Origin of the sequence: Leucobacter salsicius M1-8, assembly GCF_000350525.1 — a bacterium.
Lineage (GTDB): Bacteria > Actinomycetota > Actinomycetes > Actinomycetales > Microbacteriaceae > Leucobacter > Leucobacter salsicius.
Genome location: NZ_AOCN01000015.1, coordinates 121,150 through 145,025 on the forward strand (window position 1 = coordinate 121,150; position 23,876 = coordinate 145,025).

The 23,876-nt window shown below is 65.4% G+C and carries 17 protein-coding genes; 7 read left to right on the forward strand and 10 right to left on the reverse strand.

Annotated features, from left to right (window positions below; all coding sequences use genetic code 11):
- The first annotated feature begins 118 nt into the window (after positions 1-118).
- Both C795_RS0105760 and C795_RS0105765 read left to right on the forward strand, forming a co-directional pair.
- Positions 119-397 carry an HU family DNA-binding protein gene (locus C795_RS0105760; protein WP_017792807.1) on the forward strand — a complete coding sequence of 93 codons (279 nt, stop codon included), beginning with the start codon at positions 119-121 and terminating at the stop codon, positions 395-397.
- A 175-nt stretch (positions 398-572) separates the two neighbouring features.
- Positions 573-2,564 carry a cytochrome c oxidase assembly protein gene (locus C795_RS0105765; protein ID WP_017792808.1) on the forward strand — a complete coding sequence of 664 codons (1,992 nt, stop codon included), beginning with the start codon at positions 573-575 and terminating at the stop codon, positions 2,562-2,564.
- Positions 2,565-2,999: 435 nt separating this feature from the next.
- On the opposite strand, the gene dcd is transcribed toward C795_RS0105765, so the two are convergent.
- On the reverse strand, positions 3,000-3,605 hold the full coding sequence (gene dcd / locus C795_RS0105770; protein ID WP_026139484.1) for a dCTP deaminase: 606 nt from the start codon (positions 3,603-3,605) through the stop codon (positions 3,000-3,002).
- Positions 3,606-3,671: 66 nt separating this feature from the next.
- Positions 3,672-4,364: a TetR/AcrR family transcriptional regulator gene (locus C795_RS16535; protein WP_232225444.1), complete on the reverse strand. Its 693-nt coding sequence runs from the start codon at positions 4,362-4,364 to the stop codon at positions 3,672-3,674.
- A 262-nt stretch (positions 4,365-4,626) separates the two neighbouring features.
- Between C795_RS16535 and C795_RS15325 the strand changes: the two genes are divergently transcribed.
- From C795_RS15325 to C795_RS0105790, 3 genes are all read left to right on the forward strand, one after another.
- On the forward strand, positions 4,627-7,530 hold the full coding sequence (locus C795_RS15325) for an MMPL family transporter (protein WP_051053763.1): 2,904 nt from the start codon (positions 4,627-4,629) through the stop codon (positions 7,528-7,530).
- Positions 7,527-9,818: a YhgE/Pip domain-containing protein gene (locus tag C795_RS0105785; RefSeq protein ID WP_017792812.1), complete on the forward strand. Its 2,292-nt coding sequence runs from the start codon at positions 7,527-7,529 to the stop codon at positions 9,816-9,818. The genes C795_RS15325 and C795_RS0105785 overlap by 4 nt, the downstream gene beginning before the upstream one ends.
- 87 nt (positions 9,819-9,905) lie before the next feature.
- Positions 9,906-10,913, forward strand: a complete 1,008-nt coding sequence (locus tag C795_RS0105790) for a quinone oxidoreductase family protein (protein ID WP_017792813.1) — start codon at positions 9,906-9,908, stop codon at positions 10,911-10,913.
- A 26-nt stretch (positions 10,914-10,939) separates the two neighbouring features.
- Here the strand turns inward: C795_RS0105790 and C795_RS16540 are convergent, their stop codons facing one another.
- The 5 genes from C795_RS16540 to C795_RS0105815 all read right to left on the reverse strand — a co-directional run bounded on the left by C795_RS16540 (position 10,940) and on the right by C795_RS0105815 (position 16,674).
- Positions 10,940-12,199, reverse strand: coding sequence for a hypothetical protein (locus tag C795_RS16540; RefSeq protein WP_017792814.1), 1,260 nt, complete (start codon positions 12,197-12,199; stop codon positions 10,940-10,942).
- 21 nt (positions 12,200-12,220) lie between these two features.
- Positions 12,221-13,276 (reverse strand): lipoyl protein ligase domain-containing protein, encoded by a 1,056-nt coding sequence (locus C795_RS0105800; protein ID WP_017792815.1) that lies wholly within the window; start codon positions 13,274-13,276, stop codon positions 12,221-12,223.
- 32 nt (positions 13,277-13,308) lie between these two features.
- Positions 13,309-13,644, reverse strand: coding sequence for a hypothetical protein (locus C795_RS0105805; protein WP_017792816.1), 336 nt, complete (start codon positions 13,642-13,644; stop codon positions 13,309-13,311).
- A gap of 170 nt (positions 13,645-13,814) precedes the next feature.
- Positions 13,815-15,581 (reverse strand): HNH endonuclease signature motif containing protein, encoded by a 1,767-nt coding sequence (locus C795_RS0105810; protein ID WP_017792817.1) that lies wholly within the window; start codon positions 15,579-15,581, stop codon positions 13,815-13,817.
- 187 nt (positions 15,582-15,768) lie between these two features.
- Positions 15,769-16,674, reverse strand: coding sequence for an alpha/beta fold hydrolase (locus C795_RS0105815; RefSeq protein ID WP_017792818.1), 906 nt, complete (start codon positions 16,672-16,674; stop codon positions 15,769-15,771).
- A 143-nt stretch (positions 16,675-16,817) separates the two neighbouring features.
- Between C795_RS0105815 and C795_RS0105820 the strand changes: the two genes are divergently transcribed.
- Together C795_RS0105820 and C795_RS0105825 are read left to right on the forward strand one after the other, a co-directional pair.
- The gene (locus C795_RS0105820) at positions 16,818-17,243 is read left to right on the forward strand and encodes a (deoxy)nucleoside triphosphate pyrophosphohydrolase (RefSeq protein WP_033349201.1); all 426 of its coding nucleotides are present in this window, start codon (positions 16,818-16,820) and stop codon (positions 17,241-17,243) included.
- Between the two features lie 116 nt (positions 17,244-17,359).
- The gene (locus C795_RS0105825) at positions 17,360-20,155 is read left to right on the forward strand and encodes a DEAD/DEAH box helicase (RefSeq protein ID WP_232225445.1); all 2,796 of its coding nucleotides are present in this window, start codon (positions 17,360-17,362) and stop codon (positions 20,153-20,155) included.
- A 177-nt stretch (positions 20,156-20,332) separates the two neighbouring features.
- On the opposite strand, the gene C795_RS15335 is transcribed toward C795_RS0105825, so the two are convergent.
- The 3 genes from C795_RS15335 to C795_RS0105840 all read right to left on the reverse strand — a co-directional run bounded on the left by C795_RS15335 (position 20,333) and on the right by C795_RS0105840 (position 23,760).
- The gene (locus C795_RS15335) at positions 20,333-20,605 is read right to left on the reverse strand and encodes a DUF3892 domain-containing protein (protein ID WP_017792821.1); all 273 of its coding nucleotides are present in this window, start codon (positions 20,603-20,605) and stop codon (positions 20,333-20,335) included.
- 114 nt (positions 20,606-20,719) lie between these two features.
- Positions 20,720-22,390 carry an amidohydrolase gene (locus C795_RS0105835; RefSeq protein WP_017792822.1) on the reverse strand — a complete coding sequence of 557 codons (1,671 nt, stop codon included), beginning with the start codon at positions 22,388-22,390 and terminating at the stop codon, positions 20,720-20,722.
- Between the two features lie 101 nt (positions 22,391-22,491).
- Entirely contained in the window at positions 22,492-23,760 is a 1,269-nt protein-coding gene (locus tag C795_RS0105840; RefSeq protein ID WP_017792823.1) for an MFS transporter, read from the reverse strand.
- Between the last annotated feature and the right edge of the window lie 116 nt (positions 23,761-23,876).

Genomic DNA, 23,876 nt, shown 5'->3' on the forward strand with positions numbered 1-23,876 from the left:
TCCGCCAAATTGGGGTAGATTCGTAGCGATCAACCGATCGTGCCCGCCGACCTGGTGGGATACCTGAACCAGATCAGGGGCCGGCGCCATGTGCGTCATCGCCCTGGAAGGACACAACATGGCACTCAACAAGACCGAGCTCGTTGCCAAGATCGCCGCAGAGACCGGCCAGAGCCAGGCCGCGGTTTCCAGCGTGATCGACGGTTTCTTCACCGCCGTTTCCGAGACCGTCGCTGCAGGCGAGAAGGTTTCGATCCCCGGCTGGCTTTCGTTCGAGACCGCAACCACCGCTGCTCGTACGGGCCGCAACCCCCGCACCGGCGAGTCGATCGAGATCGCTGCCGGCAAGCGCGTCAAGGTTTCGGTTGGTTCGAAGCTCAAGGCTGCCGTGAAGTAACTTCACGTTCGGTTACAAAGCCCCCGGGTCCGTATGGACCCGGGGGCTTTGTGCTGTGCGGAGTGAGTGAGTGGCGTCCACAGTGGCGGCACCGGCCTGGGTGGGGCTGCGTGTCCCGGGGCGCGGCTGGGTGTGAGGCGCGTTTCGCCTCAGGCGCAGCGCGTAGGCTTGACCCGTGCCACGTTATCTGCGCGTCTTTGCCCCTGCCATTTTGATCGCCTCGACCCTTGCGTTTCTGCTGATCGGGCTCGCGATTGGAGACGTAGCGGCGCCGCGCGCGCTGGCCGACCCGGGTGCGGTTGTGCGATACGGCATGCCGATCGCCCGCACACTGGTCAACATCTCGATGGCGGTGCTCATCGGCTCCGTGACGATGGCCGTTTGGGCGCTGGCGACCGAACGCCCCGAATATCGGGTCGCGATGGACCTGGCTGCGGCCGCAGCCGCAGTGCTGACCGTCGCCGTCGCCGCCACTCTGGTGTTCACCTATGTGAATGTGTCGGGGCTGGCGTTCTCGGGTGACGCAACCTTTGGCGCCGGGCTCGCACAGTTCATCACCGAGATTGAGCTCGGCCAGCTCTGGATCTTTGAACTTCTGCTCGCCGCCGCCACCACGGTGATGGCGTTCGCGATTCGCGGGCGCAAGCTCACCCTCCTCGTGCTGGCCGCCGCGCTGCTCACCACGCTGCCCATCGCGCAGCAGGGGCACGCGGCTGGCGCCTCGGGGCACTCGCAGGCGGTGAACTCGCTGCTCGTGCACCTGGTGGGAGCCGCGGTGTGGCTGGGTGGACTCGTCACGCTCGCCTTTGTGGCGCGCACGGTCGACCGGTCACGGCTTGCCGCCATCACGGCGCGATACTCGACGCTCGCGCTGTTTGCGTTCATCGCGGTCGCGGCGTCGGGTGTGGTGAGTGCGTGGTTGCGAATCGGCTCGTGGGACGCGCTCGTAAACACCGGATACGGCCAGCTCGTGCTGTGGAAGACCGGCTCGCTCGTGGCCCTCGGCATCTTTGGTGCTTGGCAGCGCACCCGGCTGATTCCGCGCATCGGGGCCGCAGCCAAAGGGAGCCGCGTGTTCGTCTGGTTCGTGCTCGCCGAGCTCGCCGTTATGGGCGTCGCGAGCGGCATGGCGGGGGCTCTCGGCCGCACCGCGACCCCGGTCGCGCTCGAGCCGGCCCGTGAGGGTGGCGAAGGCATCAGCCCGGCCGAGTGGCTCACGGGCGACCCGCTGCCGCCCGAGGCGGTGCCCTCCGCGTTCCTCACCGAATGGAAGTTTGACCTCGCGTGGGCGCTCGTCTGCTTCTTCGGTGTCGCCATCTACATCGCCGGCGTGATTCGCCTGGCGCGCCGCGGCGACAAGTGGCCTATTGGTCGCACGATCGCGTGGTTCACCGGCTTCCTGCTGCTGTTCTACACGACGAACGGTGCGCTCAACGCCTACGAACGCTACGTCTTCAGCATTCACATGCTGGGGCACATGGCGCTCGCGATGCTGATTCCGCTCGTGCTGGTGCTCGGCGCTCCCGTGACGCTCGCGCTGCGGGCCACGCACAAGCGCGACGACGGCTCGTGGGGCGGCCGCGAATGGATCATGTGGGCGGTGCACTCGCCGTACTCGAAGTTCATCACGCACCCCGTGGTCGCGGCCGTCATCTTCGTCGGTTCGCTCTGGGTGTTCTACTTCACTCCCATGTCACAGTGGGCGATGGAGGAGCACCTCGGTCACCAGTGGATGATCATTCACTTCTTGATCTCGGGCTACCTGTTTGCGCTGTCGATGGTCGGGATCGATCCCGTGCCTTACCGGTTCCCGTACGCCCTGCGCATCGTGACCCTGTTCGCAACGATGGCCTCACACGCGTTCTTCGGCGTCACGATCATGACCGAGAAGGGGCTGATGCTCGCCGATTGGTTCGGCGCGATGGGTCGTACCTGGGGGCTGCCGCCGCTCGAGGATCAGGGAATGGGCGGTGGAATCGCCTGGGGTATCGGCGAGCTGCCGACGCTCGCGCTCGCGCTCGTTGTGGCGGTGCAGTGGGCGCGCAGCGACGACAAGGAGCAGAAGCGTAAGGATCGGTACGCCGACCGCTCGGGTGAGGCCGAGCTGAACGAGTACAACGAGATGCTTGCGAAGCAGGCCGCCCGCGACGAGAAGATCACGCGCTAGGGTTCGCTCGATTGCGGGCCTCGTGCGATCTGTCGCCCGCAAGGGGGCACGTGGGTGAGTGCGAGGAATGGCTTGCGCGCACGCTTCGGGTGCGCGCGATGATTGATCCGGATCTCAGATGTCAGTTCCCGGATCCCCGGTCTCCGGGGGCCCAGATCCTGGCCCCGGGCCAGGCATTCCGCAGGCTCACTTCTTGCGGGCGCTTCTTGGCTCGCGGCGGAGCGACGTGCGGCAGATCGGCGTGACGAGCGCCTATCTTTGGCACCGCGGCCTAGGGAATGGCCGCACCCAGCGAGGTGAAAACCGTAGACGTTCGTGCCAAACCTAGGCGCTCGTCACCAGATTGAGAAGGTGCTCCCGGGACTAGACGGGCACCTATCCAGCTGCCTCGGGGCGCAGACGTGCACGCCCGCAGGGCATGCGGTGCCTCGCGCGTTACGCGCCGGGGGCGCCCGCTTCAGTGCGCGTCACGTCGGCGCGGTGAAAGTTCAGGTGTGACCGCGAAGCGGTCGGCCCGCGCTGGCCGAGGTAGCGCGAGAAGGTCGCGCCCGAGCCGTACGGCCGGTCCGAGGGCGACGACAGCTGGAAGAAGCACAGCTGGCCGATCTTCATGCCGGGCCACAGGCGAATGGGCAGCGTGGCTACGTTCGACAGTTCGAGGGTGACGTGCCCCGAGAAGCCGGGGTCGATGAACCCGGCGGTCGAGTGGGTCAGGAGGCCGAGGCGGCCGAGCGAGCTCTTGCCCTCGAGGCGCGCGGCAACATCGTCGGGCAGGGTGACCTGCTCGTAGGTCGAGCCGAGAACGAACTCGCCGGGGTGCAGAATGAAGCCCTCTTCGGGGTCGACCTCGATGAGGCGGGTCAGCTCGGGCTGATCCTGCGAAGGGTCGATGACGGCATACTTGTGGTTGTCGAACAGCCGAAAGTAGCGGTCGAGGCGCACGTCAACGCTCGACGGCTGCACCATCTCGGGCTCGCTCGGGGAAAGCCCGATGCGACCGGAAGCGAGTTCGGCCTGGATGTCACGATCAGAAAGCAGCACGAACCCCAGTCTAATGCGCACCGCGCCGCCTAGCACGGGGCGCGCCTCAGGTTGAGGCCGTGGGTGCTAGCGCGTGCCCGGATCGAGTGGTTCCGTGATGGCAAACAGCAACTCGGCGAGGCGCTCGCCGAGTTCGTCAAGGTCGGCGCGCGAGCCGGGGCCAGCAAGCGCGGCAGCGCGCAGCGCCCGCTCGTAGACCCCACTCAACACTGGGATTGCGCGGTGCGTCGGCAGCGAGAACTTGCGGCCAGCTGCGGTGAGTACGCGCTCAACGACGCCGGAGATGCTCGCGTAGAAGCCGTACATAAATACCTCGTGACCGGGGGCCAGTTCGGGGTCGCGCATGGCGAGCAGCAGGAACTCGGCCTCGAGCACAAACCAGGCGGTCGCGTCGTCTGACGGGCCAAAGAACCGCGCGATGTACGAGGCCGCCTCGGTGGCATTCAGGCTGCCATCGTGCGAGGCGATGAGGGGTTCAAGTTCGAGAGCCTTCGATGCGACATCGTCGGCGCGGCGCCGAAACTCGCGCTCGAGTAGTGCCAGAAACAGCTGTTCCTTGCTTGAGAAGTTTGAGTAAAAGGCGCCCCGGCTGAAGCCCGCACGGGCGCAAATTGCCTCGACTGAAGCCCCCTGCAGCCCGAGTTCCGTGAACACCTCGGTCGCAGCATCGAGCAAGCGCAGCTGCGTCTCGCGCCTGCGCGCGCTGGGCGGCGCGGCGGGCTCTTCGCCAGCGTCGAACTGCGTCTCCATGCGTTCCATCCCTCTATTCTTGCGCGGTGTGACTGGGCTGCGGCGGTATGCGCACGATCCGGATCGAAGCGGACGTGCCCCTCACTGCCCGCCGCATCCGAGCGGCGCCCGCCTTCGCGAGCATCTGAGTGCGCGCTATGCGGGGGACACTCAGCAACCCGCGGGGCCTTGCGGATACACTACTGTATCGAACACGATACATCACTGTATCGAAAGCCCCTTGCCTTGTGGTGAGCGGTGCCCGCATCGAACCGCAACCCGGAAGGTACGCATGTCGACCGTCCTTTATGCTCTTGGCCGGTGGGCCACAAGAGCAAAGTTTCTTGTGCTCGCACTCTGGATCGCAGTGCTCATGCTCTTGGGCGCTGGCGCCGTGTTTTTGGGGCAGGGCGCCAATGCGCCGATCTCAATTCCGGGCACCGAGTCGCAGGACGCCATCACTTCGCTCAGCCACACTTTCCCCGAGGTGAGCGGCACGAGCGCGACGGTGATCGTGGCGGCGGCGCCGGGTGAGAAGGTCACCGATGAGCCGTACCGGGACAGCATTATTCGGGCGACCCATGAGCTTGAGGGCATCACGGACGCCGTCGCCGTGCAGTCACCGTTCGCGGGAACCCAAGTCGACGCGACGGGCAAGGAAGCCGACCCCGGCACCGGGGGGCTCGCGGCCGACGAGAGCGCGGCGCTCATCACCGTGCAGCTCGATGCCGAAACGGGAAGCGTCGCCGAGTCCACCGAGGCGGGCATCAAGCAGGTCACGGACGACATTCGAGCTGAACTACCTCAGGGCGGCGAGACCTCCTGGGGTGGCGATGCCTTCTCGGTCGCGGTGCCGGGCATCAGTCCCACCGAGGCTATCGGCGTGATCATCGCCTTCGTCGTGCTGCTGCTGACGCTCGGCTCGCTACTGGCCGCGGGCATGCCGCTCATTATTGCGATGATCGGTGTGGGCGTCTCGATCGCGGGCATCTTCTTCGTCACCGCGTTCGCCGAGCTAACGTCGACGACCCCCATGCTGGCGTTGATGCTGGGACTTGCGGTGGGCATCGACTACACGCTCTTCATCGTGAGCCGGCATCAAGAACAACTGCGCGCGGGCATGCCCATCAACGAATCGATTGCGCGCGCGACCGCGACGAGCGGTTCGGCCGTCGTGTTCGCCGGCCTCACCGTCATCATCGCGCTCGTGGGCCTCTCGGTCGCGGGTATCCCGTTCCTGACGGCGCTCGGCGTGGCCGCCGCGGCCGCCGTCGCGATCTCGGTGCTGATCGCGATCACGCTGACGCCCGCGATTCTCGCGATGGCTGGGATCCGGATCCTGCCGCGCAAGCACCGCCGCGCGCTCGCTGGGGCTAGCGCCGACGCCGACGCCGACGCCCCGACTGCCGCCGTGGCCCCCGCCCCGACCCGTGCCGACCGCTTCTTTGCCGGTTGGGTGCGCGGAGTGACCCGCAAGCCGCTCATCACCATCGTTGCCGTGCTCGCCGTGCTCGGCGTCGCGACGATCCCCGCCCTCGACCTGCGCCTTGCGCTGCCCAACGCGACCTCGCTCGAGGCCGACAACCCGGCGCGCGTGACCTATGAACTCACGGGCGAGCACTTCGGCGAGGGCTACAACGGCCCGCTGCTGCTCACTGGATCCATCATTGGCAGCACCGACCCGCTCGGGCTCATGGAAGACATCGCCAATGAGGTGCGCAAGGTGCCCGGCGTCGCCGACGTGCCCATGTCGACCCCCAACCAGGGCGCCGACACCGGCATCGTGCAGATCGTGCCCGAGGCCGGCCCGCATGCCGAAAGCACGACCGAGCTCGTGCACGCGCTGCGCGACAAGCACGATGAGTGGCAAGACAAGTTCGGCGTGAGCTTCGCGGTGACGGGCTTCACCGCCGTCGGCATCGACGTGTCGACGCTGCTGCTTGAAGCACTGGTGCCGTTTGGCATTCTCGTGGTTGGCCTGTCGTTGATTCTGCTCGCGATGGTGTTCCGCTCGGTGTGGGTGCCGATCAAGGCGACCCTCGGGTTCTTGCTCTCGGTAGGCACCGCGTTTGGCGCGGTCGTGGCAGTGTTCCAGTGGGGCTGGCTGGGCGACGCGCTCAACGTGCACTCGGCGGGGCCGGTGCTGAGCTTCATGCCGATCATCTTGATGGGTGTTCTGTTTGGCCTCGCGATGGACTACGAAGTGTTCCTGGTGGCCCGCATCCGCGAGGAGTACGTGCACGGTGCGAACGCACAAGACGCGATCAAACGCGGCTTCGTGGGCAGTGCGAAGGTCGTCACGGCCGCTGCCCTCATCATGTTTGCCGTGTTCGCGGCGTTCGTGCCCGAGGGGGACCCGTCGATCAAGGTGATCGCACTGGGGCTTGCGGTCGGTGTATTCGTCGACGCGTTCATCGTGCGCATGACCCTCGTGCCGGCGGTGCTCGCGCTGCTCGGCGACCGTGCCTGGTGGATGCCGCGCTGGCTGTCGAAGATCCTGCCCTCGTTCGACGTCGAGGGTGAGGGCCTGACCCGCGAGATCGCGCACGAAAACTGGCCCGAGGACGCACCCAACTCCGCAATCGCGGCCGATCGGCTGCTCTTTGCGCACGGCGTCTCGGTGCCGCGGCTCCGGATCGCGCCGGGCGACACCCTGGTGCTCGATCCGCGAGCACCGGCGGCTCTACCCCTCGCACAGGCCCTGGTGGGGCGCGGCAAGTTTGTGGCCGGCACGCTGAAGGTTGCGGGCCTGCTGCTGCCCGAGCGCGGTGGAAGTCTGCGCGCCCGCGCAGCGTGGGCCGAGGCGGCCCAGCTCCGCGATGCGCTCAGCGACGGCCCGCGAGTACTCGTGCTCGATCTGCGCAAGGCGGCCACGCAGCCGCTCGATTACGCCGAAGTAGAGGGAGCTCGTTCCGCGCTGGCGGCGCTTGCTGCGCTGACCCGCCACGGCGACACCGGCCCCACCACGCTCGTGGTGCTCGGCAGCCGGGAGCACGCTGAACAGTTGCTGCCGCACGACGCTCGGTTCGTTGAGCTGGATGATCCGGGGCAGCGTGATCTAGCCCAGCGTGATCCGGAGCTGGTTGGCGCCGCAGCGTCGCAGTCAGAGTATGCGCGGGAGGTTCCGCGCATGACGACCCCAGTAACGGAACAATCCCCGCATATTTTCCAGACCCCCGAGGAGGGCACCCGATGAGCGCATCGCTTTCACGCCTGAAGGGCACGAAGCCCGTGCGCTGGAGCACGATTCTCGGGATTCTGCTCGTGCCGCTGACCGTGGCCGGGGTGCTGCTGTGGGGGCTGTGGAACCCGACCGAGCGGCTCGGCACCATCACCGCGGCCGTTGTGAACCTCGACGAGCCGGTCGAACTTGACGGACAGCTGGTGCCGCTGGGCCGCGTGCTCTCCGCCGAGTTGATTACGAACGGCACCGAGTCGACCGATGAGGGGGAAACCACTCAGAACTTCACGTGGGTGCTGACCGACGAGAGCGACGCGCAAGCGGGCCTCGACGACGGCACCTATGCGACCGTCATCACCATCCCGAAGAACTTCTCGGCCGCGGCGACCTCGCTCTCGGGCGACCCCGACGAGGCCGAGCAGGCCCACATCGAGATCGCCGAGAGTGATCGCGGCCGCCTCATCGACACCGCGCTTTCGGGCATCGTCACTCAGACCGCGACGAGTGTGCTGAACCAGCAGCTTGGCGAGCAGTTTGTGGGCAGTGTGTTTGTTGGCATGACCGAGCTGCAGTCCGGCATCAGCGATGCCGCCGATGGTGCGGATGCGCTGGCTGGCGGCGGCACAAAGCTCGCCGAGGGCGCGACGCAGCTGGCCGACGGAACGATCCTGCTCGCCGACGGCACGCGGCAGCTCGCGGATGGCGCGGGTGAACTGTCTGCGGGCGCCGGATCCCTCGCGGGCGGCGCCTCGGACCTCGCGAATGGAGCCGGCGCGTTGTCAGCCGGTGCTTCGGGCGTCGCGACTGGCACGAAGGGCATCGCCGATGGAGCGAGCTCACTGTCAGACGGGATTTCGGGCTTCGCGCAGGGGCTGCGCGAGTTCGCCCAGGGGAACGGGACACCCGGGAACCCGGGTCTCTCGGGCTTCGCCACGGGCATGGACCAGCTTGCGGGCGGTGCCCGGGTACTCGCGACCGGTGACGGGACCGACGCGAACACAGGGCTCGCCGGACTGTCGGACGGTGTCGCGCAGTACACCGACGGCATCAACAGCATGCTCGACCAGGTGACGGCCGGAAGTGACGTCGTGATTCAGCAGCTCAACGCCACGCGTGCGGCGATCGAGGACGGCACAATACCGATGCCCGACCAGGAGGCGAAGGACAAGGCGATCGCGGCAATTGACCAGGCGCTTGCGGGGCTGAACGGTGCGATCCCCGAGATCGATAACCTGAAGAATGCGGGCACCGCGCTGAAGGCTGGCGCGGCGCAAGCCGCGGCCGGTGGAGAACAACTGGCGCAGGGCGTCGCAGCCTCGGCTGCTGGCGCACACGACCTGTCCAATGGCGCTAACGTGCTCGTCGACGGCGCGGACAAGCTCGCGGGTGGCGCGGCGGGTCTCGCAAGCGGCAGCAGCCAGCTGGCGACTGGCGCTGAGCAGTTGTCGGGCGGTGTCTCCGGCGTGGCCGCAGGCGCTGGCGCGCTGTCGACCGGTGCTGCGGGGCTTGCCGAGGGCACTGCAGGGCTCGCGACGGGTACGTCCGAGCTCGCCGCTGGTGTGCCTGAACTCGCCGACGGCGCGACGCAGCTCGCTGACGGCGCCGATAAGTCAGCCAAGGGCGCCAAGACCCTGGCCGAGGGTCTCGGGGAAGCCGCGAGTGGAATCCCCAACTACACCGAGGGCCAGCGCGACAAGATCTCGAAGACCGCGATCACGCCGGTGAAGGCCGAGGGCGCAAGCGATGAGCTGTTCAACTCGTCGGGTGTGCCGCTGTTCGCGGGCATTGCCCTGTGGGCGGGCGCACTCGCCATGTTTATGCTGCTTGCGCCGCTGTGGCGGCGCACCCGGGACGCGGCCCGAGGGGTCGGCTGGATCACGCTGCGCAGTGCGCTGCCAGCCGCCGCGATCGGCGCGGCCCAGGGCGCGATCGCCGGCATCGCGCTGCCAATTGCCCTCGGGTACGGCGTCACGCAGGGCCTCGCTTTCTTCGGCCTCGCGGTGCTCGCGGGTGTCGCCTTCTCGTTGCTAGTGCAGGGCCTCGCGGCGCTGCTGGGCGGGGTCGGCCGGTTCATCGCATTCACGCTGCTCGTGGTGGCGTTTGCGGTGGGGATTGTGTCGACTGTTCCCGGGCCGCTGGCCGCAGTCGGGGATGCGAGCCCCATTGGAGCCGCGCTCGCTGGCTTCCAGTCGGTTGCGACCGACGCGGCGGGCGCCGGAATGGCTGCGATCGTGTTGACGCTGTGGGCGGCGGGAGGCCTCGTGCTCACCGCGCTCGCGGTGGCACGCGCCCGCAAGGGGTAACGGCGCTCCCAGCGGGCAAGGGCAAGGGTGCGGGCGAGGGACGAAGAGCGAGGAGCGCTTGGGCGGCCGGGTGAGTAGGCTCAAGACATGATGCGCGCGATCGTTGCCCAGCACACCGGCGGCCCTGAGGTCCTCAGCCTCGCCTCGGTGCCGGCCCCCATTCCCGGCCCCGGCGAGCTGCTCGTCGAGACCATTGCTGCTGGGGTGAACTTTATCGACACCTACAAGCGCTCGGGGCTCTACCCCGTGCCATTCCCCTTCACCCCGGGTGCCGAGGCCTGCGGCCGCGTCATCGCGGTCGGGCCCCCGGTGGCTGCGGCGCCTGCGATGGGCGATCCGGATCAGCCTGCCGCCGAGCCCATCAGAGCGGGTGACCTGGTCACGACCGCCGAGGGCGTGGGCACGTACGCTGAACAGTTCGTCGTCAAGGCGGCCCGCGCGGTGCGGGTGCCTGAGGGAGTGAGCCCGGAGGTCGCGGCCGCATTGCCCCTGCAGGGTCTCACGGCGCACTACCTGGCGAACTCGATCGTGCGGCTCGGCCCCGGTGACACCGCGCTCGTGCACGCGGGTGCGGGCGGGGTCGGGCTGCTGCTCACCCAGTTGCTCGCGGCGCGGGCCGTGCGCGTGATCACGACGGTGTCGACGCCCGAGAAACAGGAGCTCAGCGTGCGCGCCGGGGCGCTCTTCGCCACGGGCTACGACGGGTTTGCCGATCGGGTGCTTGAAATGACGGGCGGCGAGGGCGTGAAAGCTGTGTTCGACGGGGTCGGGCAGTCGACGTTCGACGATTCGCTGCGGTCGCTGCGCGTGCGCGGGGATCTCGTGCTCTACGGTGCGGCGAGTGGGCCGGTACCGCCGTTCGACCTGCAGCGCTTGAACTCGGGCGGATCGCTCCGGGTAACGCGCCCCACGCTCGCGCACTTCCTCCGCACCCCCGAGGAGCGCGCGAAGCGATACGAAGACTTGTTCACCGGGGTCGTCGGGGGTGTACTCGACGTGCGTATCGGTGCCCGGTTCCCGCTCGCCGAAGCTGCTGCCGCCCACGCGGCGCTTGAGGGCCGTGGCACGACGGGCAAGGTAATTCTCGAGGTGTGATTCTCGGAGCGTGATTCTCGAGCTGGCTAAGGGGTTGGTGGCCCGGGCGTATCGCGAGGGTCTTGCTCTGTGTGGTCTTGATCCTCGAGGGGTGAGCCTCCGGATTCCGATTCGAGCTGGTGCCCGAGCCCGATCGTTTCGAGGAAGTTGGGGTCACTGAGGGCGCCTGCGCCGAACGGATACGGATTCGCATCGCCGTTCTGCACGATCTCGCGGTACTCGGGCGTCAGGTCCCTGATGAGTTTGAGTACCGCACGGGTTGACTCGTCGGGCACGCCCGAACGGGCATTGGCCCAGGTGACGATCGCGGTCAGCAAGCGTGGAAGCTGCAGCAGGACACGATCCGGCGCTAGATACTTGCGTGGATACAGGTCGAGCATGAGGTACTCGACGAACGTGGGGCCCCAGCGCAGGGCGTCGCCAGTGCCGTAATCGTGTTGCAGCTCGAGCACGAGCCCGACCTCGTCACGCATCTCCGGGGGGAGGGCCTGGCCATCGGGAGAGGCCGCAAATTCGTGCTCGAGCTGATCGCGCAGGGCGGCCTGTGCGGCTTCATGCTGCGCGTCGAAGTCGGTGCCGGAGTCGTCAGGGTTGGCCGGCAGGAGCCGCAGTAGCCACTCGAGGGCGGGCTTCGTGGCGGGCCAGCTGTCGGTTTCGACGGGCGGGAACAGGTGTTCCGTGAACTCCAGGGCCTCCAAGAGGAGGTCTCGGGTGGTGACGAGGTCGAGGTCGCGCATGACCGTGCGGGCCGATACGTCTGCGGGTAGATCGCCAAAGGCCGTCGTAATTGCGACGGGTAGGAGATAGGCGTCATCGAGGCTTGTCGTGCCGAGATGCTGCAAGGCGCAGGCCATAGTGATGGCGTGGCCGTCGACGTGCACCTCGAGCAGTACGGTTTCTTCCTCGCCGAAGTGATCGCCCATCGACATTGCACGGGCCACGGTGGCGCGGTCGAGTGCGTCGAGCCAGTCGGGGTGCTCGCGCGTGCTCACCGAGTTGAGCACCCGGCGGCGCAACATGTCGTCGCCCAGCATCTCGGCCCAGACCCGCAGCACCGCGTTGGTTTCAGGGGTGTCCGACTCCACAAACACGGGGGCGAGTTCGAGCACTGCGAAGGCGTAGGGGTAAGCCTCGCCGGGGGTGGTTTCGCGCTGTGCTTGGAACTCGTCATCAGCGACATCCTGCAGCGCGGCGAGCATGCTGGCACCCTCGATGAGAGCGGCCGGGGAGGGGCTCTTTAGGGCGGTGCGCAGTTCTTCGATGAACTGAGGCTCGTCGGTGTGCATGTCCTGAGCCTAGTGAACGGGCTAGGGAACGCGCTTAATCCACTCGAGGGTGTCAAATTTTTGCTCGACGAGCCGCTCGGCGGCATCCCACTCGCCCTCGCTGACCTCGCCCATGGTGGCGCCGTGGCGCTGGGTGAAGACTTCGATGAGCTTCTCGATAATCTCGGCGCGGGTGAGCCCGGTCTGGCTGCGCAGCGGGTCGACCCGCTTCTGCGCGCTGGCGGTGCCCTTGTCGGAAAGCTTCTCGCGGCCGATGCGTAGTACCTGCGTCATGGCCTCGGCGTCCATGTCATAGGCCATGGTGACGTGATGCAAGACTGCTCCGGATCCCAGACGCTTCTGGGCTGCGCCCCCAATTTTGCCCTGGGGGCTGGCGATGTCATTAAGGGGCTTGTAGCTGGCGTTGATGCCGAGCGCCTGCAGGGCTTCGAGAACCCATTCGTCGAGGTAGGCGTACGAGTCGGCGAAGGTCATGCCGCGCACGAGCTCGCCCGGCACGTAGAGCGCGTAGGTGATGGTGGCCTCGGGCTCCATGTACATGGAGCCGCCACCCGAAATGCGGCGGACGATCTTGGCCCCGCGGGCCGCGGCCTCGTCTTCGTCGACCTCGTTCTTGATCGACTGGAAGCTGCCGATGATCACGGCGGGCTCGTTCCACTCCCAGATGCGTAGGGTGGGGCCGCGCAGACCCTCGCCCACGGCGATGGTGAGCACCTCGTCGAGGGCGGCGTTCATGACGGGAGCGACGGGCGGCTCGTGCAGAATCTGCCAGTCGTAATCGCGCCAGTGGGCGGCACCGGTGATGGCGCGGCGAATGGCGACGCCGACCGACCCCGGAGTGAAGCCGAGCAGGTGTACCTCTGACGGGAGCGCCTTTTGGATGGCGATCGCGAAGTCCTCAATGGTGGCGTTGGGGTCCATGCCCTCAATGGCGCCGTTGATGCATTCGAGGGCATCGTCGGGCTCGAGGAAGAAGTCGCCCGATAGCCGAAAGTCTTTGATGCGGCCGTGGGCCACGTCGAAGTCGACGACAACCAGCTTGCCGCCGGGAACCTTGAACTCGCCGTGTGTGCTCATAGCTTTAGCGTACGCCCCGCATGAGTTTGGCGCTACGCGCGTACGCGCATGTTGGTGCTCTGCGCGTGTGTTGCCGCGCTGGGGCGCCGCTCAGAGCTTGCGGCGTGAGTGCGCAGCGTTTGTGCGGCCATGTGGGTGCGTTGGGCCAGCACGCTGGTGGAGGAGTGACGCAGCCGTTCGGCTTGGCGTTGGATGGACGTTGCGATCTCGAGCGCGTCTTGGAGATCGCCGTCGCTGAGCCGATGGAGACGCTCGGGGATGGATCCGGTCGCCGATGGGCCAGCCGGTGAAGTGCCGGTCGCTGGAGCGCCGCCCACGATGCGCTGCAGTGCGTCGAGTTGGTGCTGAAGCGAGGTGAAGAAATCCATGCCCTTATGGTGCCCTAGACGTCGGACATTGGCGGTGCTGATGGTCTTATCGGCCCAGGTCCCGTAGGAATCAGTGACGGGCCAGTGCCGGGGGAAGGAATCTGGATCGATTGGGGATGACGTGCAGCTGCGCTCTCTGAACCCGATGTCCACTGCCGGCGAGTCGAGGCCTAACCCGGTGGTGCACCTGGCGGAGCTCCTGGAAAGTTACTGAAATTCGAGTCTGGAGGTAGGCCCGGCGGTGGGCCGATCGGCGGGGGTGGCGGGGAATCATTTAGCGCCATCGGCGCTGAAACTGGCCGTGCTTCCATCTTGGAGGGAACCTGAGCGGCAGGTCGAGGCCGCCGTTCCGGGAAGAATCGAGCTGCGGGTACCTCGAGCCCGCTGAAGTTCAAGGCAGTGCTCCATGCCGTGGTCCGGGAGGTGCGCGGTGGCAATGTAAACGTTGCACCGTGTTGATCGTGGAGGAGAAACGGGCCGGTACCGTCGCGAGTGATGCGCCATCCGCCGTTGTGCAGTTGCATGTGGTGGAACCGGCAGAGCAGCAAGCCCCGGTCGATATCGGTGCGGCCTTGGTCGGCAGCCCACTCGTCGATGTGGTGAGCTTCGCAATAGGAGGCCGTGCGGTCACAGTCGCGCCAGCGGCAACCGCCGTCTCGAATCGACAGTGCGATGCGCTGCTTACTGGTGAAGAGCCGTTGTTCGCGGCCCACGTTGAGCGGGTTGCCTCTCCGGTCCACGCTGATCGGCACGATGCCCGAGTCGCAGGTCTGCCGCTGCGCGGCACGGGCCCCGACAACGATGCCGTCCTCTTCGAGGAAGGTCACTGCGCCGACACCTTGCGCGCCGGCTTCTGCATCAATGACGGTGTCGACCAAGGTGTCGACCACGGTGACGACGCGCACTCCGGCCTGCCGTGCGCCCATCACCTGCGCCGGGTCAGCGAGAGTGCCGCCGCGGAGCACATCGATGAGAAGATCGTGCGTGAGCTGGTCGTTGGTGCGGGGATCGTCGATGAGTTCCTGGGCGCGGGCCTTTTCGTCGGGATCGACGAATCGCGGGCCACCCCGACGGGGCCGGAGCGCCGCATCGATGAGATGCCGCACCCAGGCGCCGGCTTCATCGTCAAACGTGAACGAGCCGCGATATGCTCCCTCGGCATCGCGCCACAGGCGGAACGACCGCGCCTCGTAGCGGGCCTGAGCCCGCTGTTCGGCACCGACCGGATCGAGCATGTCGCGCACCGATCGCGCAGCCTGCCGCAGCTCCTCGACCGTACGGTGTTGAGCCTCTCGTACGAGCTCCTCTGCCGCGAGCTGCCAGGCTTCACGGGTTGCCTCTGCATGGCATTGGCGCTCTGCGAGGGAGATCGAGGCATCTGTGGGCACGGGCGGCTCCCCCAGCCCCTGCTGAATGGCGTCGTGCTGCGGGCTCGAGAGCGTGCCATCGAGCAGGGCCGTGCGCAGCGGGGCATGCCACGGGACCGGAGCTGGAGCTGCCAATCCGTTGGCCGGCGTCCCAGCTGACTCACCTCCAGCTTCGCCATGAGCACCGCCAGCAGCCCCGCCGTCTCCCGAGTCGCCCTCGGGCCCGGCCGCGGCCAACAACGACTCACCTACGCGCACCTCGCGAGCCGATTCAGCACGCGTGGCACCGGTGATCTGCTGCACGAGCGACGCCGGATTGCGGTGTCCACGCGACTGCGCCAGCCCCGAATGTCCGCTGGAGCGGGTCGAACGCTCCGCCACCACCCCGGAGGCCGCAAGTTGAAACCGCTCAACGCTGCGCATCACCGTGGCGGCCGCCTCGAGCACCGCCAGCACCTCGTCGTCAGGCAGTCGCCGCACCATCTCGGGGATCGCGCTCGCCTCGGTCACCTCACCCACCAGCTGGCGTACCGCTGCCAGCTGTTGCGTGAGTGAGGTGAAGAGTTCCATGTGACTATGGTCTCGCTGACCACCGACAACGGGCCTCCGAAATGGGTCGAAAATCGGCTAAATCGGCCCTCAATTGATAACGGAGTTATAACGGCTGCTGATGGGTGTGCGGGTCATGATCCGGATCAAAACACTGGGCCCGAGGGCCCAGTGTCAGCTTGGAAAGATCCGGAGCAAGACAGCGGTCCTAGTCGCTCGCGACGCGATCGAGCATCCAAGTCGAGAGATCCACAAACACCTGATCCCGATTGGTTTCGTTGAGTGTCTCGTGCCGCGCGCCCGGATACAGCTTGAGCGTGACGTCGCGCACTCCGCGCTTGCGTAGCGCCTCGGCGAGCTGCGTGAGCCCGTCGCCGCGGGTGATGGGGTCCTCGCTGCCCGAGACGATCAGGATCGGCACTTCGGGCGCGAGGCCGGCGACCGGGCGGCCGAAGAGCCGCAGCCCGTCGGCGACGCCGAAGAGGCGCAGGATGTCGGCCTCGAAGCAGAGGGGATCCGCGATGAATTTTGCGACCTCGGCCTCGTCGCGGGTGAGCCACTCGAAGCCGTTCGCGCCCTCGCCGGCCCACTTGGCGTTGAGATCGCCGCTCTCCATGTGGCGGAAGGTGCGCAGCGCGGATCCCGAGAGCACGAGCGCGTCCCACGCGCGCGGGTGCGAGTTGAGGATGCGCTGCGCCATGAGCGAGCCCCAGGAGTGTGCAAACATCACGACCGGCAGGTCGGGGTGCCGCTCGCGAATGATCGCGGTGAGCTGCAGGATCGCGTTCTCTGCTGCCGCGAGGCCGCCGGGACCGAGCTTGCCGAGCTTGGACACGTCTCCATCGTGCTGGTTGAGCCCGGTCTGCCCGTGGCCGCGATGGTCGTCGGCGTAGACCGCGAAGCCCGCCTTGGTGAGGTACTGCGCGAAGGCGTCGTAGCGCCTCGCATGCTCGCCGATGCCGTGCGCGATTTGCACGATGGCGACCGGCTCCTCGTCGCCCGCGGGCCGCCACTCGTACGCCGTGATCTCGACGTCGTGTGCGTCTTCGAACGTGAATGTGGAGTACGCGGGTTGCTGCGCGCCGGGGGGTACCTCATCGTGAGCGGGGTTCATGAGCCTATTGTGGCCTGTTCGGATGGGCGGCGCCAGGGCGGGAGCTCATCGACGTGCATCGAACTTGCCTCGGTGTCGCCGTTTGTGCGATGCATTGGCGCGGGGCCAGTGGTTCCGTTGAGAACGTCGTTAGGCTGGTAACGATGACTACTGAATCTGCGAATGTGAAGCCTAAGAAGCGTATTGAAGTCGTGGCCGCCGCAATCTTCAACGGGACCGAAGTCCTTGCTGCTCAGCGCGGAGAAGGTATGTCTCTCGCCGGAATGTGGGAGTTTCCGGGCGGTAAGATTGAGCCTGGTGAAACGCCTCGTGAAGCGTTGGTGCGTGAGCTCGAGGAAGAGCTACTGTGCCAGGCGAAAGTTGGTGAGCACGTCGACACCACTGATTATGAATACGATTTTGGAATCGTGAGCCTCACGACCTTTCTCTGCACGTTGACAGAGAGCTCGCCGATCGCGACTGAGCACGCTGAGATTCGCTGGGTCCCCGTGCTTGAGCTCCCCTTGCTCGAGTGGGCGCCTGCAGATATTCCCGCTGTGCATCGTTTGGTGGAACTTCTCGCGCCATGATTCCTAGTCTGCGCGGCAACGTTTCGGCTGACACTAGCTTCGGGTTTATTGACGCGTCGATACAGGCGCCCCAGCTGTTTCATCCGCAGCTCGTGGCTAATGAAGCAGAGAACACTATGCTGCGTGCAATTCGCAGGGAGCTACGTCGTTCGCGCTCATTTATCTTCTCGGTAGCGTTCATAACCTCTGGCGCGCTCGCGCTCCTGAAGCAGGCACTCATTGAGTTCGAGGGCGCCGGGACGATCATTACCTCGACATACCTCGGGTTCAATGCGCCTGAAGCGTTTGCAGAGCTGCTGAGTCTTGATGGAATCACCACGTACGTGAACGAAAGCCCAGCAGGCTTTCACGCCAAGGGGTACGTGTTTAACCAGGGTGCGCATACGACCGCAATTATTGGCAGCGCGAACCTCACGGCGAACGCGCTGGTCAAGAATCAGGAGTGGAACCTCCAGTTTTCAGCGTTGCCCGAGGGGGACATCGTGGATCAGTTGCGGGCTGCGACAGCCCGCCAGGTCGAAGCATCTGTGCCGTTGACGGTAGCTTGGATCGAACGCTATCGCGAAACGTATGTGCTGCAGCAACCGCGGGTGATCAGGGAAACTGTGGGCGTTGTGAGTGCTTCGCTGGGAGAAACGCTTCACGGGTCTGGTCGAGTCGTGCCCAACTCGATGCAGCTCGAGGCACTCGAAGCGATTGCACAGGTGCGTGAAGCTGGCGAGAACAGGGCGATCGTTGTATCTGCTACGGGCACCGGAAAGACAATTCTCTCGGCTCTCGACGTGAGAGCAGCAGCGCCGCGAAAGATGCTGTTTGTGGTGCATCGTGAACAGATCCTCGACGCCGCAATTCAGGCTTACCAGCAAGTGCTAGGTGAACCCGCGAGTGAATTCGGCAAGCTTGCGGGCGGCCAGCGCCAGCTCGACCGCAAGTATGTTTTTGCGACCATTCAGATGCTCTCGCGGGCTGATGTGCTTGATCAGATCCATGCCGAGGAATTTGATTACATCCTCGTCGACGAGGTACATCGTGCTGGCGCCGATACATATCGGCAGGTCTTCGACCGGCTGCGCCCCACGTTTCTACTCGGTGTCACGGCGACTCCCGAGCGAACCGACGGCTTCAACATCTACGAGATGTTCGATTACAACGTCCCCTACGAGATTCGGCTACAGAAGGCCCTCGAAGTCGACATGCTTGCCCCATTTCACTACTACGGGGTGACCGACTACATCGACTCTGACGGTGTCACCGTTGACGATGTGACCTCGTTTTCGAAGCTCGTGACGAGCGAACGAGTCGATCACATCATCAAATCGTTAGAGCGTTACGGCCACGCGGAAGGCGTGAGGGGACTCTTGTTCTGCAGCCGGCTCGAGGAGGCCAGCGAGCTCTCGAAGCTACTCAACGAGCGGGCGGTGCATGGGGCACCGTTGCGAACGGTCTCGCTCTCTGGCAAAGACACGGTCCCATTCCGCGAATCGACGATCACACGGTTGGAAGCTGGTGAACTCGACTACATCCTCACGGTCGATGTATTCAACGAGGGAATCGATATCCCCACGCTGAATCAGATTGTCATGCTGCGCCAGACGCAATCGAGCATTATCTTTACGCAACAGCTCGGTCGCGGATTGCGCAAGGCTTCTGGCAAGGATCATGTGCGCGTGATCGACTTCATCGGCAACTATGCCAACAACTACCTGATCCCAATTGCGCTCACTGGCGATAGTTCGCTCAACAAGGACGTTGTACGTCGCAAGCTCGTGGACGCAGACACGGCGGGCGTCGTCTCGGGCATCTCCAGTATCAACTTTGATCGCATCTCACGAGAACGCGTGCTGCGTTCGCTCGAGAGCATCAAGCTCGACAGCATGAAGAACTTCAAGAATGCGTATCTTGATTTGCACCAGCGGCTGGGGCGCGCACCCGATCTGCTCGATTACGCGCGGTTCGACACTGTTGATCCAGTGACTCTCGCACGAAAAAACAAGAACTACTGGAACTTCCTACTGAAAATGGGGGCGGTGAGCGAAGCTCCGGATCCGGATCAGGCCGCTCTGCTTAACTTTGTGACCGCCGAACTGTTGAATGGCAAGCGACCGCATGAACTGTTGCTGCTGAAGTGGCTTATTTCTGCAGGAGAGCTACCGCGCACTGAGTATGCTGCAAAGCTCGTTGCTGCAGGGTGCACTGTTAAGGAAGATACGATTCGGTCGGTCGACCGCATCGTGTCCCTTAGGTTCTTCACGGAGGGTGAAAGGGCCACATATGGCGGACTGCCATTTGTTGAGGTCACGCCCGGCTCCTACAAGCTGGCCCCGAAAGTCGATGAGCTACTTAAGGCCTCAGCCTTTCTTCATGGTCAGGTTGACGATGCGATCGAGACGGGTCTGTACCTTGCGCGGCACCGCAATAACTGGACTGCTGAACTCCAGGTCGGCGCCATGTACTCCCGCAAGGATGTCTGTCGTATGCTCAACTGGCGTGCTAATGAGTACAGCACTATTTATGGGTACAAGGTAGACCGAGAGTCCCAGTCTTGCCCTATATTTGTGACCTATCACAAGGACGATGATGTCTCAGAGAGCACTCAGTACGAGGATGAGCTCCTTGACCACTCGACGCTGCGATGGTTTACGCGCTCGAGGCGGACCCTTCAGAGCGCAGAAGTGCGCGCAATCGTTGCCCAAGAAGTTCCGCTGCATTTGTTCGTGAAGAAGGACGACGCCGAGGGGTTGGACTTCTATTATCTGGGCCAAGCGGAGTCACGGAGTGCGTTGCAAGAAACGATGCCCGGTAAAGATGGCGCATCACTTGATGTCGTCACAATGAATTTGCACCTCGAATCACCCATCAATGAAAGCCTCTATGACTACTTGGTCACGGGCAGTAAGCCGGCAATAATCTAGGCAAGATCTGTCAAGAACGCCTAGATCGAGGGAAGCCCAAATGAATGATCAACCACACCGAGGGCAGCTGATCTTTGAGCTCAGGCGCTTCCGCTGTCAGAAGGGCGGGCGTGCCACCGACACTATGGGATTCCAGCCACGGGGCTCTCGGAGTTAGGAACGAGAACCCCGGCGATCTCAAAACTCGGGCAAGTTCGCGAGATTGTTGATGACCTGGCCGTCACCAAGACTCCGCAGACACTTGGGATTCGCGTTCACGACAACTACGGCCACGTATTGTGACCCGCTCCGAATGAAGGCCCGGTTGTCCTTCTCTAGCCAATTAACCAGCGTTTGCTTGTCATCGGATCCGGTGACGGCGCTGTTGAGCTCACGCCATTGATAGTGGCTAATGGTTTGTTCAGTCCTCGGAAGGCTTCCGTAACGAACGTGGGTGATTTCGATTGCCATCTCTGAACTCCTCAAGGTCTGCATCCTGCCCTATGCAAGTTGCAACCTCAGTATCGGAGCTACCTCTGACATTGCTTGATGCGGGCACCGACACGGCGCCCGCATCAACCGCAACTACCCCTCGAACGCCACTTCCCCATCAACCAGCGTCAGCACAGACCGCGACCCCAGCAATGCGGCAGGCGAGTCAGTGAGTGCATGCGCGCCCCACACCACCAGGTTCGCGCGGTAGCCCGAGGCCAAGCGCCCGACCGAATCCTCCACGCACGAGGCGTAGGCGGCACCGTATGTAAATGCCGAAAGCGCCTGCGCCGGCGTGAACACTCGCGACGGCTCGTAGGCCGCACGAGAGGTATCCAAAGCCGAACGCCCCGTCAGCGCGATGAACAGGTTGTCGGGGGCGAAGTGCGGCGCGGTTGGCGCATCCGTGCCGAGCGCGATCGGCACACCCGCATCACGCATCTTGTCCCACGGAAAACCAGCGGTGTCGCGCGGGGACCCCAGCACGGCCATCCAGTTGTCGAGCACGGCGGGGTCGCAGTGCACGGGCTGCATCGAAGCCGTAACACCCAGCGCGGCCATGCGTGCGATCGTGTCGTCGGCGACGTACTCGAGGTGCTCGACGCGGGGGCGACGCGATGCGGAAGCGCCGTTCACGCGAATGACTTCCTCGACCATGTCGAGCGCGATCGCGCTCGCCTCGTCGCCGATCGCGTGCAGCGCGAGCTGCAGTCCGGCGGCGTCGGCGGCAACAGCCATAGGCAAGGCGAAAGAACGCTCCCAGATCGGCCTCGGCAAAGCACCATTCACGAACGGGTCACGCATCGATGCGGTGCACGCGTCAATTACGCCGTCAAGAATGAACTTCACGCCCACGATCCGCAACCACTCATCACCAAAATCAGCGGCGAGTGCGTCACGTGCCGCCACGACCTCTGCAATCTGGGCAAGATCCGAATCCAGGTCACCGGTAGCGGTGAGCAGCCAGTGCGCGTTCACCGGGAACGGCAGTCGTCCGTCACGCTCGAGCAGGCGGCGGTACGTCGCCACTTCGGCGTGCCCGAACGACATTTCGGTCGCGCCCGTCACGCCGGTCTCGAGGTACGCGGCGAACGCAGCAGCGAGGTAGCGGTCGCGGTCGGCATCGGTCGAAACGCTCTCCAAGTACCCCCACGCGTACTGCACCGCGGCGGTCTCAACGAGGAACCCGGTTGCGTCACCGTTCGCATCGCGCACGATCTCGCCGCCAACGGGGTTGGGCGTCTCGCGAGTAATGCCCATAGCCTCGAGTGCCGCCGTATTCGCCCATACCGAGTGCAGGTCGTTCGCGTCGAGCAGCACGGGTACGTCGGCAACGACGGCATCGATCACGGCCGCGGTGGGTTGCTCGCCCTCGGCAAACAGGTCAAACATCCAGCTCGTGCCCGTCAGCACGGTGGCAGAGGGGTCAGCAGCGCGGCGCTCGGCAAGCCTGCGCTGCACCTCCTCGAGCGTGCCCGCGTCACGCAGCTGCACCTTTGACAGTGCCTCGCCCAGCATCAGCATGTGGGCGTGACCCTCGATCACTCCCGGCGTGACAAGCGCGCCATCGAGATCTACCTCGCGTGCCCCGGAGCCGGCCACGCTGCGCACCGAAACCAGGTCGCCGGCCGCGAGAATCCGGTCGCCGCGCACGGCGACGCTCTCGCGCGTCGCCTGGGCTGCATCGCCCGTGAACACGGTCGCGTTCGTGTAAATCGTCGTTTCGGGGCTCTGCTGTTCGGGGCTCTGTGCAACGGTGCTCATGCGGGCTCACTTTCTGAGGGGTATGTGATTGAGGCTATCGGGCCGGGGCCGTTCTGGCCCGGGCTGGGTTGAGGTGTTGGTGATTGATCCGGATCCGGTGCTTATTCACCCTGCGGGTAGCGCGCGAGGGCGCGCTCCGCACCCATTGAGACCCGGGCGATCGCGACCGTGGGGATGATGGCTGCGAAGCTGACTAGGCCCATGATGAGAGTGAACAGGGGCACGCCGAGCGCCTCGATGAAGATGCTGCCGATCAGCGGTGCGAAGCTCGAGCCGACGAGGTAGGCACCCAGCAGGGGGCCCGACCAGCGGCCGCGGGCGTCGAGGCCTGCGGCGGTAGCGATGAAGAGGGAGAATGCGAAGGCATAGACCGCGTTCACCACGATGATGAGGGCCAAGAGTGTGAACGCATCGTCGGTGAGGCCGATGCCGATCTTTGCGGCGCCGCCGAGTACGAGGGCGATCGCGAGGGGGAGTGCGCGACCGATGCGGTCGCCCGCGATCGTGACGATGAGCATGCCGAGGATCCCGCCCGCGGCCGCAAGGCTGAGCGTGAAGCCCAGCGCTTGCTCGCTCGCGCCGACCGCGTCGCCGAGCACGGGGGCCATCGTCCAGATCGCGTCCTCACTCGTACCCCAGAGCGCGAACACGACGAGCACGGCGATGCCCGCAAACGTGATGCGACGGGGAGCCGCGATCTTGAGTGTCGTGGTGACGTCGACCGGCGCGGCGTGCTCGGGGGAGTTGGGTAGCCAGGCGACGAGCGCGAGACCCGCGAGCGAGATGAGCGCGAGGACGGCGAAGACGCTGAGCTGTGAGATGCCGATGATCGGGAACGCCGCGAGCACAATCGTGATGAGTATGCGGTTGGTGAGGCCGCTTGCGGCCGAGACGCGGTTCGGGTTGCGCAGCGCGGCGATGGCCGCGCCCGAGGTGGAGATCGCGGTGCCGACGCCAGCACCGCCGACCACGAGGGCGGCTGCGGCGACGGCGGGACTCGCGATGAACGCGCCCGCACCGAACGCGATCACGGCGAGGAGCAGCCCCGCGGCCGCGAGCGGGCGGCGGAGCTTGCCCGAGGCGAGGCGTGAGCTCGCGAGACCCACCAGCGCGGATGCGAGCAGCGCCCAGGTGAGCACGTTGCCACCCGCGATGGGGTCGAAGCCGAGGCTGCCGAGCGCGGTGAGAATGTGTGGCGCAAGGTTCGCCATCATGAGGCTCGCGAGCGCGACGATGAAGGTCGCGCTGCCGTTACGGGCGTTGAGCTTAAAACGCGGGTCGGCCTGAGGTGACGCCGCTGCCGCGGGCCCGGAAATGGGGGAGCCTGTGCGTGGAGCTGCGGCTGTGGGGCCTGCATTGTTGGGGGTCATGGTCGTCTCGTTTCCGGCTTCGCTGACGGTGGCATGCTGTGGGAGCAATTTTAACCGAAATCATTTCGGTTATTCGTTGCAATCGTGCCCGCTGTGGGAAGATCTGTCAAGCAGGC